Below are 13,948 nucleotides of genomic sequence, written 5' to 3'. Positions count from 1 at the left end.
GTGCCGAACGGCCGGCCGGGCCTTGTCCCGGCCGGCCGTTCTCACGTCTCCAGCCGGTTGGCCCGCGACTGCAGGTACGCCTGTTCCGGCAGGCTCAGCGTCCGCCGGGCGGCGGCCAGGTACGCCTCGCGGGCCCCGGCCGGGTCACCGGCGGTTTCGAGCAGGTGGGCGCGGATGGCGTCGACCCGGTGGTGCCGCGTGAGGTGCTTCGCGGCTTCACCCAGCTCGGCCAGCCCCTTCGCGGGGCCGTGGACTTGCGCGAACGCGACCACCCGGTTCAGCGTCACCATCGGACCGGGCGCGACGACCCGCAGCAGGTCGTACAGCGTGAGGATCTCGGTCCAATCGGTGTCTTCGCTGGTCGCGGCCTCGTCGTGGACCGCGGCGATCGCGGCCTGCAGCTGGTAGGGGCCGACCGGTGCGGTGGCCAGCGCTTGGGTGATCAGCGCGACGCCTTCGTCGATGAACGCCCGGTTCCAGCGCGACCGATCCTGCTCGGCCAGCGGGACGAGCGCGCCGGTGGCGTCGACCCGCGCGGGCCGGCGGGCTTCGGTGAGCAGCATCAGGGCCAGCAGCCCGGTGACTTCGCCGTCGTCCGGCAGTTCCGCGTGCAGCTGCCGAACCAGCCGGATCGCCTCGGTGGTCAGCTCGACGCGGCTCAGCGTGTCCCCCGAGCTGGCGGTGTGGCCCTCGGTGAAGATCAGGTAGAGCACCTGCAGCACGGCGGCCAGCCGCTCGGGGCGCTGGTCGTGGGTGAGCCGTTCGCCTTTCAGCTTCTGTTTCGCGCGGCTGATCCGCTGGCCGATGGTGGCCTCGGGAACGAGGAAGGCCCGCGCGATCTCGGCGGTGGTGAGCCCGCCGACGGCCCGCAGGGTGAGCGCGACCTGCGACGGCGGTTTCAGCGACGGGTGGCAGCAGAGCAGCAGCAAGGTCAGCGTGTCGTCGACCCCGCCGGCGGGTTCCTGACCGGGCGGCTCGGCCTGGGCGACGGCCTCCTCACGCCGTCGCCGCGCGGTGTCGCTGCGCCACTGCTCGATCCGCCGCCGGGACGCGGCGGTGATCAGCCACCCCTTCGGGTGATCCGGAATCCCCTCGACCGGCCATTGCTGCGACGCGGCGAGCAGGGCTTCCTGGACGGCGTCCTCACAGGTGTCGAACCCGCCGTACCGCCGGACCAGCGCGGCGAGGACCTGCGGCGCGAGCTCGCGGAGCAGGAGTTCGACGTCGGTCACAGCTCCGGTCCGTGGAGTCCCATCACCGGCCGCACCTCGACCTTGCCGAAGGACGCTTCCGGGACCTTCGCGGCGATCTCGAGGGCGCGCTCTTCGCTCTCGCAGTCGAGCAGGTAGAAGCCGGCGAGGAACTCCTTGGCCTCGGCGAAGGGCCCGTCGGTGACGCCCACCTGCTTGGTCAGCTCCGGGTAGGCGAGCCGTTCGGAGACGATCCGCTCGCCGGAGGCATCGAGGTCGTCGTTGAGCTGCTGGTAGTAGGCCAGCCCGGCGGCCCGCTGCTCGTCGGTCATCCCTTCCCACGCTTGGCGCGACGCGGGGTTGCCGTAGATGAGGACCACGTATTTCACTGGAGTCTCCTGTGCCTGCACGGGGTTGTCCACCGGAGTTGTCCACATGGGGGTGGAGCCTGTGGACAACTCCGGCTGCGTGAGATGCCCCGTTGTGCCCCCTCCACCGACCCGGACGCCGGATTGTTCAACGGCCGTCACGCCGCGTCAAGGCGGGAAAGCGTGCCTTGACCCGGCGTGACGGCCGCTGAGGCGGCTGCGTATCGGGTCGGCAGGGGGGTGTGGCCGGTGGGGCTTGGCGGGACGGGGGCCGAGCCCTCGGTCGAAGCCGGGCCTGCGGCCCAAGCCGGGCCTGCGGCCCAAGCGGCCCCGGCCAAAACCAGCCCCGGCCGAAGCCAGCCCCGGCCGAAGCCGGGCCTGCGGCCCAAGCGGACCCCGATCGAAGCCAGCCCGACCGAAGCCAACCCCGGCCAAAGCCGCCCCTCGTTCGCAAGCAGGACCCGACCAAAGTCGTACCCGCGGCCATACCTGAGGATGCCGCGCTCTGCGGAACGCCCCCGGTACCCTTCGGAAAGCGAACACCGAAATCCGGACGTGGGTACCAGGGGGTACAGCTGTGCACATCGACCAATGGCTGGAGGCGATCCCGCCGCTCTCGGTGTACCTGATCGTCGGTGCGGTGATCATGATCGAGAGCCTCGGGATTCCGCTGCCCGGCGAGATCGTGCTGGTCAGCGCGGCCCTGCTCGCGTCGCAGCACAGCAACCTGAGCCCGCTCTGGATCGGGATTCTGGCCAGTGCCGGCGCCATCATCGGCGACAGCATCGGGTACTTCATCGGGAAAACCGGTGGGCAACGGCTGTTCGCCTGGGCCGGCCGGAAATTCCCGAAGCATTTCGGTCCCGCGCACTTGGCCAACGCCGAACGGATCTTCAACAAACGCGGTGTGTGGGCCGTCTTCCTGGGGCGGTTCATCGCGTTCCTGCGGATCCTCGCCGGGCCGCTCGCCGGGTCGCTGCGGATGCACTACCCGAAATTCCTGCTGGCGAACGCCGCCGGGGGCATCGTCTGGGCCGGGGGCACCACCGCCGCCGTCTACTACCTCGGTGTGGTGGCCGAAGAGTGGCTCGGCCGGTTCTCCAAGTTCGGCCTGGTGGCCGCCGTTCTCATCGGCGTGGTCGTCTTCTTCGTCATGAAGAAGCGTCTCGGCCGGAACCACCCGGAAGAGGAAAAGCAGGAAGAGACCGCCGCCTAGACCGCGACGAGTTCTCGCTTTGGCGCGAACCGCAACGAGCCCAGCAGCACCCCGGCGATCACGACGGCCGCCGCGCCGACCTCCAGCCAGGTCGGGCGCTCGCCCAGGATCAGGAACGACGCCGTCAGCCCGACCACCGGCACCAGCAGCGAGAACGGCGACACCACGCCCGCCGGGTTGCGGCGCATCAGCGTCGTCCACAGGCCCGAGCCGACGACCGTGCCGATCAGCACCACGTACGTCAGCCCGGCGAGCGCGGTCAGGCCGGTCGGGGTGCCGAGCGTCGTCAGTGAACGCCACTGCGCGGCCGGGCCCTCCATGACCAGCGACAGCGCGAACATCGGCAGCGGCGGCACCACCGACATCCACAGCGTGAAGTGCAGCGGGTTGTCCGGCTCGGCCTTGCGCGTGCTCAGGTTGCCGAATGCCCAGCTCAGCGCGGCCAGCAGAGTCAGGACCATCGGCAGCAGCGCCGCGTGCCCGGACTGCTGCCACGCGATCGCGGCCATCCCCGCCACCGCCAGCGCGATGCCCGCCAGCTGGTGCGGGGTGACGCGTTCGCGCAGGAAGACCGCGCCGAGCAGCACCGTGAACGGCGCCGACGCCTGCAGCACCAGCGACGCCAGCCCGGTCGGCATCCCGGTGTCCATCGCGATGAACAGGAACGCGAACTGGCCGGTGCCGAACCCGAGGCCGTAGCCGAGCAGGTGCCGCACCTTCACCTTCGGCCACGGCACGAACAGGATGGTCGGCACGGCGATCACGGCGAACCGCAGCGCGCCCGCGAACACCGGCGGGAACTGCCCGAGCGTGGCGTGGATGGCCAGGAAGTTCAGGCCCCACAGGACGGCGACGAGCACGGCGAGCAGACGGTCACGAGCGGGCATGCCTCCACTGTGTCAACGCCGACCGTGAAGGACCAGCGAGAATATCTGCAGGAACCTTGTAGCGGAGCTTCAAGTACAGTGACGGCGTGGATCTGGGCCGGTTGCGCACGCTGCGGGAGTTCGCCGACCGCGGGAGCGTGACGGCGGCCGCGCGTGCCTTGCACTGCACGCCGTCCGCGGTTTCGCAGCAGCTGCGCGCGTTGCAGGGCGAAGTCGGCCTGCCGCTCACCGAGCCCGCGGGCCGGGGCCTGCGGCTGACCGACGCCGGCCGCGCGCTGGTCGCCCGCGCCGATGAGGTGCTCGCCGCGCTCGAACGGGCCGAGTCCGAACTGGACACCTACCGCAGCGCGCCGCGCGGGCGGGTGCGGATCGCGATTTTCCAGTCGGCCGGCCTGATGCTGCTGCCGGGGCTGCTGTCGCGCGTCGCCGGGTACGACGGCCTGGAGGTCGACGTCCGGGACGTCGACATGACGCCGCCGGAGGTGCCCGGCCTGGTCGCGGACTACGACATCGTCGTGGCGCACCGCGACGAGCACGCGCCGGAGTTCGACTCGAGCCGCCTCGAGGTGGTGCCGTTGCTGCGCGAACCGCTCGACGTCGCGCTGCCGACCGGGCACCGGCTGGCGAACCGGCGCCGCGTCGAACTGGCCGAGCTGGCGGACGAACGCTGGATCGGCGTCGACCACGGCTTCCCGGTGGACGACGTGCTGCGCTCGCTGACCGTCCGCACCGGCGTGCGGCCGGTCGTCGTCCAGCGGATCAACGACTTCCGGATCACCGAGCGGCTGGTCGCGGCCGGGCACGGCATCGCGCTGGTGCCGCGGTACACGATCGACACCCGCCGGGGCAGCGGCCTGGTCAGCCGGCCGCTGGCCGGGATCCGCGCGGCCCGGCTGGTGGAGGCGGTGTGCCGGACGGGCGCGCTGCAGCGTCCGGCGGTGGCCAAGGTGATCGACGAACTCCGCGCGGAGATCGCCCAGCTCACCGCTTGAAGCCCCGCAGGTAGGCGAGCGCGATGCCGAGCGCGTCCTGCAGCGCCGTGAGGTCGTGGCGGATGTGGGCCAGCAGCAGTCCACCTTGGACGGACGTCATCGCCGCCTGCGCCAGCCGCGCCGGGTCGGCGTCCGCGGCCAGTTCTCCGTTGTCCTGCAAGGCTTTCAGCCCGCGCGCCAGATGGGACTCCCAGGTCCGGTAGGCCTGGTCGACCAGCGGGGCCAGCTTCGGGTTGTCGCCCACCTCGCCCGCGAGGTTGCCCAGCGGGCAGGCGATCGGCCCGCCCGCGCGGCGGTGGACGTCGAGCAGCTGCTCGGTCCACGTCTCGAGGTCGGCCCAGGACGCCAGCGTGAAGATGACCGGCTGGTTGCCGAGGATCTGCTCGAGGTACCGGTCGATCACGGCCGCGACCAGCTGTTCCTTGTTCTTGAAGTAGTGGTACATCTGCGATTTCCCGGCGCCGCTCGCGGCCAGCACCTTGTCGACGCTCGTGCCCGCGACGCCGTCGACGTACATCAGGCCCGCCGCCGCGTCGACGATCGCGTCACGCGTGCGCTTGCCGCGCGGGGTCGAAGCCGCTTGCGCCTCCATGTACCGAATAGTACAGTTCGGCTCACTGTACCGATCAGTACAACTAATTAGGGGGATCCATGACGCTCGACCAGGCCCTGACCGGGCTCAACGACCAGCTCCGGAGTGCCCTGCCGCCGGAGCTCGCCGAGGTCCTCGATGCGGACCGCCGCCGTGTGGCGACGGACTTCGCCGAGGTGGGCGCCAAGATCGAGGACTTCACCCTGCCGGGAGCCGACGGCGCGCCGATCGGCTTGGCGGGGCTCGTGGCCGAGGGGCCGGCGGTGCTCGTGTTCTACCGCGGCCAGTGGTGCCCGTACTGCAACCTGACGCTGCGCACCTACCAGGAGGAACTGCTGCCCGAGCTGGAGAAGCGTGGTGCGGCCCTGGCGGCGATCAGCCCGCAGAGGCCGGACGGCCCGGTGCCCGGGTTGGGGTTCCCGGTGCTTTCCGACGTCGGGAGCACCGTCGCGCGCGGGCTCGGGCTGAGCTACCCGGTTTCCGATGTCGTCCGCGAAGCGATGAAGACGCTGGGGACGGACCTCGAGCAGGTCAACGGCAGCTGGGAGCTGGTCCACCCCGCGGTCGTCGTGGTCGGCCGCGACCGGGTGATCCGGTACATCGACGTCCACCCGGACTTCGTCACGCGGACCGAACCGGCGGACATCCTCAAAGCGCTCTAGCCGACCGTTTCACGCCGTAGGTGATCACCGAACCCAGGATCAGGGCCACGGCCAGGGAGAGCAGCAGGCTGATCCCGGGTTCGGTGACGATCCGGCCGCCGGCGTAGCCGAGGAAGGCCACGTAAGACGTCCAGAGTGTGACGCCGATGGCCGATGCGGCGAAGAACTCCGCCGGCGGCCACCGGAGTGATCCGGCGAGGAGGGCGCCCAGCGTCCCGCCCGACGGCAGCCAGCGGGCGACCACCAGCACCGGCCGGGGATGGCGCTGCAGCCGCCCGTCGAGCCGGCCGAGGCCGGCGGCGATCTTCTTCCGCCTGCTCAGCCGGTCCAGCGCCGCCCGGCCACCGAACCGGCCGAGGGCGTAGAGCGCCTGGTCGGACGCCAGGCACCCGGCACTCGCCACGGCGATCACCAGCGCCAGCGACGTCCCGCCCTGCGCCGCCGAGATGCCCATGCCGAGGATGGTCACCTCGGTGGGCAGCAGCGGCACGAGCGCGACGACGAACAGCACCAGCAGTCCCGCCGTCGATCCGTCCACACCTCCATTAACCGCCGGCCCGCCCCCGGGCACTCCCGATCAACGGGGACTCACAGCAACCCGACAGCTCTTCCACAGACTCGGGGAAACCATGCCAGAAGTTGTCATGGTTCGCCGTGAGGCTGGGCGCATGAACACACTTTCCGGAAAAGTCGCCCTGGTGGCGGGCGGGACGCGCGGTGCGAGCCGGGCGATCGCCGTCGAACTCGGCCGCGCGGGCGCCTTCGTGTACGTGACCGGCCGGACGACCCGCGCCGGACGGTCCGAAGTGGACCGCCCGGAGACGATCGAGGAGACGGCCGAGCTGGTCGAGCGGGCGGGTGGCGAGGCGGAAGCGATCCGCGTCGACCACCTGGTTCCGGACGAGGTCGAGGCGCTGGCCAAGCGGATCGAGCGCCTCGACATCCTGGTCGACGGCCTCTGGGGCGGCGACCAGCACCTCGGCTGGGGCAAGCCGGTGTGGGAGCACGACCTGACGGCGGGCCTGCGCATGATCCGCCTCGGCATCGACGCGCACCTGATCACCAGCCACTTCCTGCTCCCGCTGCTGATCGGCCGCCCGGGCGGGCTGGTCGTCGAGCTGACCGACGGGACGGCGGAGTACAACGCGAAGTACCGCGAGGGGACGTCGCTGCCGTTCTACCTGGCGAAGGCGTCGGCGCACCTGCTGGCAATCGGCGAGGCGGCCGAGCTGGCGTCCTTCGGGGCGACCGCGGTCGGCTTCACGCCGGGCTACCTGCGGTCGGAGGCGATGCTGGAGCACTACGGGGTGACGGAGGAGAACTGGCGCGACGCCTGCTCGCGGGTGCCGCACTTCGCGATCTCGGAGACACCGACGTTCTGCGGCCGAACGGTGGCGGCCCTGGCGGCGGACCCGGCGCGGGACCGGTGGAGCGGCCAGACGGTGAACAGCGGCCAGCTGGCGAAGGAGTACGGCGTCGACGACATCGACGGCAGCCGCCCGGACGCGTGGCGGTACATGACGGAGGTGGCGGACGCCGGAAAGCCCGCGGACACCACCGGCTATCGCTGACCGTTGCGGGTGGCCAGTTCCGCACCGATCGCCGCCAGGGCCGCCCGCACCTCCGCCGGCTCGAGGACCTCGACACCCGGGCTGAGCGCGACCAGCTGGCCGACGCCGATCTCGGCCCCCTCCAGGGCGAGCTCGGCGTCGGCCCAGCCGTCGGCGTCCGGCGTGCCCAGGGAAACCACCGTGTCCGCGAGGTGCTCGCCGCCGAACACGCGGCGCAGCTCGCGCACCGCCGTCCGGTTCAGCCGGGCGCGCACCCGCAACGGCCGTGCGACCTGCTCGAACGTGGCCGACGACGCCCGCCACCAGGCCGCCAGGTCGAAGTCCGGTGGCCGGTCGAACGTGGTTCCCTCCGCGGCCGCGCGAAGGATCCGGGAGACCCGGTACGTCCGCAGCGCGTCGTCCGGGACCACCCGTGCGACCAGGTACCAAACGCCCGCCTTCAGCACGAGCCCCAGCGGCTCGAGCTCCCGGGCGGCCACCTTGTCGCTACGCCGGTAGGTGATCGAGAGCCGGCGCTGCGCCCAGACCGCCTCGACGACCGAGGCCAGGGCGGGCGGCTCGTCGGCGGCACCGAACCAGCCCGGCGCGTCCAGGTGGAACCGCCCCGCCACCAACGCCGCGTGTTCCTGTAGCTCGGCCGGCATGCCCGCGGACACCTTCGCCCGCGCCGCGCTGCTCGCCGTGTCCAGGCCGAGGCCCGCGAGCGCGGAAGGCACCCCCAGCGCGAAGAGCGCGACGGCCTCGCGCGCGGTGAGGCCGTCGAGCCCGGAGCGCCAGCCGTCGACCAGGCGGAAGCCGCCGTGCCGCCCTTGCTCCGTCCACAGCGGAACGCCCGCTTCGCGCAGCGCCGCCAGGTCGCGGTGCATCGTCCGCTCTGAAACGCCCAGCTCCGAAGCGAGCTCGGCGGCGGTCGCGCTGCGTCGCCGTTGCAGCGTGAACAGCAGCGCGACCAGCCGCTCGGCTTTCACCGGTTGGCGCGGTTCACCGCCGAGACGACCGCGCGCAGCGACGCCGTGACGATCGACGGGTCGATGCCGATGCCCCAGAACACGCGGTCGGAGATCGCGCACTCGATGTACGACGCCGCACGCGCGTCGTCGCCCGGAGAGAGCGTGTGCTCGCTGTAGTCCAGCAGGCGCAGGTCGTACCCGACCGTCGACAGCGCGTCGAAGAACGCCGCGATCGGGCCGTTGCCGCGGCCGGTGACCTCGTGCTCGTCACCTTCCACGCGGACCGTCGCGGTGATGTCGTACTCACCGTCGCCGTTGTCGCGGACGTGCTGGCGGACCAGCTCCAGCGGCGTCTTCAGCTCCAGGTACTCGGCCGAGAAGGCGTTGTACATCGTGGTCGGGTCGACCTCGCCGCCTTCGGAGTCGGTGTAGCGCTGGATGACCTTCGAGAACTCGATCTGCAGCCGGCGCGGCAGGTCGAGCTGGTGCTCGGCCTTCATGATGTAAGCGACGCCGCCCTTGCCGGACTGCGAGTTCACCCGGATCACGGCCTCGTACGTGCGGCCGACGTCCTTCGGGTCGATCGGCAGGTACGGGACCTCCCACGGGTGCTCGTCGACCGGTACGCCCGCCTTGTCCGCGGCGTCCTTCAGCGCGTCGAGGCCCTTGTTGATCGCGTCCTGGTGGCTGCCGGAGAACGCGGTGAACACCAGGTCGCCGCCCCACGGCGAGCGCTCGGGCACCGGCAGCTGGTTGCAGTACTCGACCGTCCGCTTGATCTCGTCCATGTCGGAGAAGTCGATCTGCGGGTCGATGCCCTGGCTGTAGAGGTTCATGCCCAGCGCGACCAGGTCGACGTTGCCGGTGCGCTCGCCGTTGCCGAAGAGGCAGCCTTCGATCCGGTCCGCGCCGGCCTGGTAGCCCAGCTCGGCGGCGGCGATGCCGGTGCCGCGGTCGTTGTGCGGGTGCAGCGACAGGATCACCGAGTCGCGGCGGGCCAGGTTCCGGCTCATCCACTCGATCGAGTCGGCGTAGACGTTCGGGGTGGCCATCTCGACGGTGGCCGGCAGGTTCAGGATCACCGGCTTCTCCGGCGTCGGCTGCCAGATCTCGGTGACGGCGTTGCAGACCTCGAGCGCGTAGGACAGCTCGGTGCCGGTGTAGGACTCCGGCGAGTACTGGAACCGGAAGTCGGTGTCCGGCTGCTTCGCGGCCAGCTCGACGACCAGTTCGGCGGCCTGCGTGGCGATCTTCTTGATGCCTTCGCGCTCTTCGCGGAAGACCACGCGGCGCTGCAGGATCGACGTCGAGTTGTAGATGTGGACGATCGCGCGCGGCGCGCCTTCGAGGGCCTGGAAGGTCCGCTCGATCAGCTCGTGGCGGCACTGGGTCAGCACCTGGATGCTGACGTCGTCCGGGATGGCGTGGTCTTCGATGATTTCGCGGACGAAGTCGAAGTCCGTCTGGGACGCGGCCGGGAAGCCGACCTCGATCTCCTTGTAGCCCATGCGGACCAGCAGGTCGAAGAACTTGCGCTTCCGCGCGGGCGACATCGGGTCGATCAGGGCCTGGTTGCCGTCACGCAGGTCGACCGCGCACCACAGCGGCGCGCGGTCGATGCGCTTTTCGGGCCAGGTGCGGTCGGGCAGGTCGATGTTCTCGACCAGGTCGTACCAGGGGCGGTAGCGGTGCACCGGCATGGACGTGCCGCGCTGGGTGTTCCAGGCGGGCTGGCCGGCGGGCGCGGGACGAGAAGGTTTGCGGATCTTGCTCATGGGATTTGGGGTGTCTCCAGCTCGACGGGTGCGACCGGCACCACGAAGCCCCGCGACGGGGAGCCGGTCCGGTCAGGCCCCGTCGCGGCAGCGAAGCAGGAGAGCACGCGCCACGGCCCCACCATAACCAGCGAACGTGCGCGGAGGGAAGCCGGGCCGTGGTGGAACTGTTACCCACACGGTTACTTGTGGGTAGCAATCGGCCGGGTGCCGTGCGAAACTGCGGGCATGGGTGAGCACGCAGAGTCGTCGTCGGAGGAGACCCGCGTCTCCCGCCGCGCGGCCGTCGACTGGCGCCAGACCCGGGGCAAGGTCGCCTCGCTGGTGGCGTCGATCGTCCGCTGGGTCGGGCTGGTCTTCGCCGCGTTCCTGGTGATCCACGTGATCTTCACGGTCGGCTCGGCCAACCCGGACAACGGCATCGTGTCGTTCGTGAAGTCCTGGGCGGACAGCCTCGCGCTGGGCTTCAGCGACCTGTTCACGCCGAGTGACGAGAAGCTGCGCGTACTGGTGAACTACGGCATCGCGGCGATCTTCTGGATGGTCGTGTCGGGGATCCTGGCCAAGGTCATCCGCCGCGTGGGCGGTGCGTCATAGCGCCGGCTCGCCCCACTGGCCGGTGAACGCGAACTCCTCCAGCGGCAGCCGCACGCGGTCCGCCTTCTCGCGCTCGATCCGCCAGTCCTCCTCCAGGACGTCCGGTGCCGCCGGCGACCCCACCGCGATCGCCACCTTCGGCACCGCGTCCTCCGGCAGGCCGAACGAAGACCGCACCGCGTCCGGCGAGAAGCCCGCCATCTGGTGCGCGATCAACCCCAGCTCCACCGCCTGCAGCACCAGGTTCTCCGACGCCAGCCCCAGCCCGTACTCGGCGTACGGCACCGCGCCCTTCTCGTTCGTCGTCACCATCACGCCGATCAGCAGCAGGCCGGCCCGGTGGGCCCACGCCTGGTTGCCCGAGTTCAACGTCCCCAAGATCGCGTCGAACGAGGGGGCGCCGCGGACGCCCACCAGGTAGCGGGCCGGCTGGGTGTTGCCGAACGACGGCGCCCAGCGGGCCGCCTCCAGCAGCGCCCGCACCTGCTCGTCGGTGACCGACGCGGAGGAGTCGTAGGCCCGCGGGCTCCACCGTTCCGCCATCAGGGTTGCGATCGGGACGCTCGTCACAGCTGGTTTCCGCACGCCGAAGACACTACCCACGAGTGCTGTGCGTCACTCGGGCGGAAGGGCTCCGCACATTTCGTTGGTGTTGCGGAAGATTTACTTCCCGGACCGCCGCCGGACGGGTGCGCCCCACGTCAAGAGGGTGGCGGGCCGCCCGAGCCCCGGTAGGCTCCTGGTCAAATCATGGGACGCGGGGGCTCTCCGGTGCCCACCAGGGAGCCGCCCGGCCCGCGAGGAGGTTCGGGCGTGGCCCTCGTGGTCCAGAAGTACGGCGGATCGTCGCTGGAAAGTGCCGACCGGATCAAGCGCGTGGCGGAGCGGATCGTCGCGACGAAGAAGGCGGGCAACGACGTCGTCGTCGTCTGCTCGGCGATGGGTGACACCACCGACGAGCTGTTCGACCTGGCGCAGCAGGTGAACCCGGCGCCGCCGGAGCGGGAGATGGACATGCTGCTCACCGCCGGTGAGCGCATCTCGAACTCGCTGGTCGCGATGGCGATCGCGGCCCAGGGTGCCGAGGCGTGGTCGTTCACCGGTTCGCAGGCCGGCGTCGTCACGACGTCGGTGCACGGCAACGCGCGCATCATCGACGTCACCCCGAGCCGCGTCACCGAAGCCCTGGACCAGGGCTACATCGCGCTGGTCGCCGGCTTCCAGGGCGTCGCGCAGGACACCAAGGACATCACCACACTGGGCCGCGGCGGCTCGGACACCACCGCCGTCGCGCTGGCCGCCGCTCTCAACGCCGACGTCTGCGAGATCTACTCCGATGTGGACGGTGTGTACACCGCCGACCCGCGGGTGGTACCGGACGCGAAGAAGCTCGACACCGTCACCTACGAAGAAATGCTCGAGCTCGCCGCGAGCGGGTCCAAGATCCTGCACCTGCGGTCGGTCGAGTACGCCCGCCGCTACGGCGTCCCCATCCGAGTCCGTTCTTCCTACAGCGACAAGCCGGGCACGACGGTGACCGGTTCTATCGAGGAGATCCCCGTGGAACAAGCCCTGATCACCGGTGTGGCGCACGACCGCTCCGAAGCCAAGATCACGGTCACCGGGGTGCCGGACACCACCGGTGCCGCGGCCCGGATCTTCCGCGTGATCGCCGACGCCGAGATCGACATCGACATGGTGCTGCAGAACGTGTCCAGCACCGTCTCCGGCCGCACCGACATCACCTTCACGCTGTCGAAGGCCAACGGCGCCAAGGCCGTCAAGGAACTCGAGAAGGTCAAGGAGGAGATCGGCTTCGAGTCGGTCCTCTACGACGACCACGTCGGCAAGGTGTCGCTGGTCGGCGCCGGGATGCGCTCGCACCCGGGTGTCACGGCGACGTTCTGCGAGGCGCTGGCCGAGGCCGGCGTCAACATCGAAATCATCAACACCTCGGAGATCCGCATCTCGGTGCTGATCCGGGACGCGCAGCTCGACGACGCCGTGCGCGCGATCCACGAGGCGTTCGAACTCGGCGGCGACGAAGAAGCCGTCGTCTACGCGGGGAGTGGTCGCTGATGGCGGACGGGCTGCGGGTCGGGGTGGTCGGCGCGACCGGCCAGGTCGGCGCGGTGATGCGCAAGCTGCTGGCGGAGCGGGAGTTCCCGATCGCCGAGCTGCGCTACTTCGCTTCGGCGCGCTCGGCGGGTTCGAAGCTTCCCTGGCGCGACACCGAAATCACGGTCGAGGACGCCGAGGCGGCCGATCCGTCCGGTTTGGACATCGCGCTGTTCTCGGCGGGCGGCTCGACGTCGAAGGCGCAGGCCCCGCGGTTCGCCGCGGCGGGTGTCACGGTGATCGACAACTCCTCGGCGTTCCGGATGGACCCGGACGTACCGCTGGTCGTCAGCGAGGTCAACCCGCAAGCCATCAAGGAGGCGCGGAAGGGGATCATCGCGAACCCCAACTGCACCACGATGGCCGCGATGCCGGTGCTGAAGCCGCTGCACGACGAGGCCGGGCTGGTCCGGCTGGTCGCGTCGACGTACCAGGCGGTGTCCGGCAGCGGGCTGGCCGGCGTCGACGAGCTCGCCGGGCAGGTGAAGGCGGCGGCCGAGCACGCTTCGCTGCTGACCCACGACGGCGCGGCGATCGAGTTCCCGCAGCCGGAGAAGTACGTCCGCCCGATCGCATTCAACGTCCTCCCGATGGCCGGGTCCATTGTGGACGATGGCGAGCTGGAAACAGACGAGGAGAAGAAGTTCCGCAACGAGAGCCGCAAGATCCTGAGCATCCCGGGCCTCGGTGTCTCGTGCACCTGCGTGCGCGTGCCGGTGTTCTCGGGGCACTCGATCTCGGTGAACGCGGAATTCGAGCGGCCGCTGTCGGTCGAGCGCGCGACGGAGCTGCTGACGCACGCGGCCGGGGTCGAGCTGTCGGAGATCCCGACCCCCCTGCAGGCGGCGGGCAACGACCCGAGCTACGTCGGCCGCATCCGGGTGGACCAGGGCGTCGAGGGCGGCCGCGGGCTGGCGCTGTTCATCTCGAACGACAACCTGCGCAAGGGTGCGGCGCTCAACGCCGTGCAGATCGCGGAGCTGGTGGCCCAGCAGATCTGACCACAGTGGACAGCTGAATAATCGCTTGG

Annotated in this window: 15 protein-coding genes; 7 read left to right on the top strand and 8 right to left on the bottom strand. The window is 70.6% G+C overall.

What is annotated here, in order from left to right:
* Positions 1-41: 41 nt before the first annotated feature.
* Complete coding sequence (locus tag H5965_RS10080) at positions 42-1,232, bottom strand: DUF6596 domain-containing protein (protein ID WP_310969269.1); 1,191 nt, start codon at positions 1,230-1,232, stop codon at positions 42-44.
* Entirely contained in the window at positions 1,229-1,579 is a 351-nt protein-coding gene (locus H5965_RS10075) for a YciI family protein (protein WP_310969267.1), read from the bottom strand. The genes H5965_RS10080 and H5965_RS10075 overlap by 4 nt, the downstream gene beginning before the upstream one ends.
* Positions 1,580-2,135: 556 nt before the next feature.
* Here H5965_RS10075 and H5965_RS10070 point away from each other — a divergent pair.
* A complete protein-coding gene (locus tag H5965_RS10070) occupies positions 2,136-2,774 on the top strand; it encodes a DedA family protein (protein ID WP_310969266.1) in 639 nt (212 codons plus the stop codon).
* On the opposite strand, the gene H5965_RS10065 is transcribed toward H5965_RS10070, so the two are convergent.
* Positions 2,771-3,661, bottom strand: coding sequence for an EamA family transporter (locus tag H5965_RS10065; RefSeq protein WP_310969264.1), 891 nt, complete (start codon positions 3,659-3,661; stop codon positions 2,771-2,773). The two genes, H5965_RS10070 and H5965_RS10065, sit on opposite strands and share 4 nt — an antisense overlap.
* Positions 3,662-3,747: 86 nt before the next feature.
* Here H5965_RS10065 and H5965_RS10060 point away from each other — a divergent pair, with 86 nt between their 5' ends.
* Positions 3,748-4,653: a LysR family transcriptional regulator gene (locus tag H5965_RS10060; RefSeq protein ID WP_310969263.1), complete on the top strand. Its 906-nt coding sequence runs from the start codon at positions 3,748-3,750 to the stop codon at positions 4,651-4,653.
* Here the strand turns inward: H5965_RS10060 and H5965_RS10055 are convergent.
* Positions 4,643-5,245 carry a TetR/AcrR family transcriptional regulator gene (locus H5965_RS10055; RefSeq protein WP_310969261.1) on the bottom strand — a complete coding sequence of 201 codons (603 nt, stop codon included), beginning with the start codon at positions 5,243-5,245 and terminating at the stop codon, positions 4,643-4,645. The genes H5965_RS10060 and H5965_RS10055 overlap by 11 nt on opposite strands.
* Positions 5,246-5,304: 59 nt before the next feature.
* On the opposite strand from H5965_RS10055, the gene H5965_RS10050 reads away from it, so the two are divergent.
* Positions 5,305-5,907: a peroxiredoxin-like family protein gene (locus H5965_RS10050; RefSeq protein ID WP_310969259.1), complete on the top strand. Its 603-nt coding sequence runs from the start codon at positions 5,305-5,307 to the stop codon at positions 5,905-5,907.
* Here H5965_RS10050 and H5965_RS10045 read toward each other — a convergent pair.
* Positions 5,894-6,445 carry a DedA family protein gene (locus tag H5965_RS10045; RefSeq protein ID WP_310969257.1) on the bottom strand — a complete coding sequence of 184 codons (552 nt, stop codon included), beginning with the start codon at positions 6,443-6,445 and terminating at the stop codon, positions 5,894-5,896. The two genes, H5965_RS10050 and H5965_RS10045, sit on opposite strands and share 14 nt — an antisense overlap.
* 130 nt (positions 6,446-6,575) lie before the next feature.
* On the opposite strand from H5965_RS10045, the gene H5965_RS10040 reads away from it, so the two are divergent.
* Positions 6,576-7,478: an SDR family oxidoreductase gene (locus H5965_RS10040; protein ID WP_310969255.1), complete on the top strand. Its 903-nt coding sequence runs from the start codon at positions 6,576-6,578 to the stop codon at positions 7,476-7,478.
* On the opposite strand, the gene H5965_RS10035 is transcribed toward H5965_RS10040, so the two are convergent.
* Complete coding sequence (locus H5965_RS10035) at positions 7,469-8,446, bottom strand: WYL domain-containing protein (protein WP_310969254.1); 978 nt, start codon at positions 8,444-8,446, stop codon at positions 7,469-7,471. The genes H5965_RS10040 and H5965_RS10035 overlap by 10 nt on opposite strands.
* A complete protein-coding gene (leuA, locus tag H5965_RS10030) occupies positions 8,443-10,203 on the bottom strand; it encodes a 2-isopropylmalate synthase (RefSeq protein WP_310969252.1) in 1,761 nt (586 codons plus the stop codon). The genes H5965_RS10035 and leuA overlap by 4 nt, the downstream gene beginning before the upstream one ends.
* A 228-nt stretch (positions 10,204-10,431) precedes the next feature.
* Here leuA and H5965_RS10025 point away from each other — a divergent pair, with 228 nt between their 5' ends.
* Positions 10,432-10,800, top strand: coding sequence for a hypothetical protein (locus tag H5965_RS10025; RefSeq protein WP_310969250.1), 369 nt, complete (start codon positions 10,432-10,434; stop codon positions 10,798-10,800).
* Here H5965_RS10025 and H5965_RS10020 read toward each other — a convergent pair.
* Positions 10,795-11,385, bottom strand: coding sequence for a nitroreductase family protein (locus tag H5965_RS10020; RefSeq protein WP_310969249.1), 591 nt, complete (start codon positions 11,383-11,385; stop codon positions 10,795-10,797). The two genes, H5965_RS10025 and H5965_RS10020, sit on opposite strands and share 6 nt — an antisense overlap.
* Positions 11,386-11,613: 228 nt before the next feature.
* On the opposite strand from H5965_RS10020, the gene H5965_RS10015 reads away from it, so the two are divergent.
* Both H5965_RS10015 and H5965_RS10010 read left to right on the top strand, forming a co-directional pair.
* The gene (locus H5965_RS10015; RefSeq protein ID WP_310969248.1) at positions 11,614-12,879 is read left to right on the top strand and encodes an aspartate kinase; all 1,266 of its coding nucleotides are present in this window, start codon (positions 11,614-11,616) and stop codon (positions 12,877-12,879) included.
* Positions 12,879-13,919, top strand: a complete 1,041-nt coding sequence (locus tag H5965_RS10010; protein ID WP_310969247.1) for an aspartate-semialdehyde dehydrogenase — start codon at positions 12,879-12,881, stop codon at positions 13,917-13,919. Before H5965_RS10015 ends, H5965_RS10010 begins: the two co-directional genes overlap by 1 nt.
* The last annotated feature ends 29 nt before the right edge of the window (positions 13,920-13,948 follow it).

This window comes from Amycolatopsis sp. 505 (assembly GCF_031625235.1).
GTDB lineage: Bacteria > Actinomycetota > Actinomycetes > Mycobacteriales > Pseudonocardiaceae > Amycolatopsis.
The sequence above is the reverse complement of the archived record's forward strand: the minus strand, read 5'-3'. Positions and strand labels throughout refer to the sequence as shown.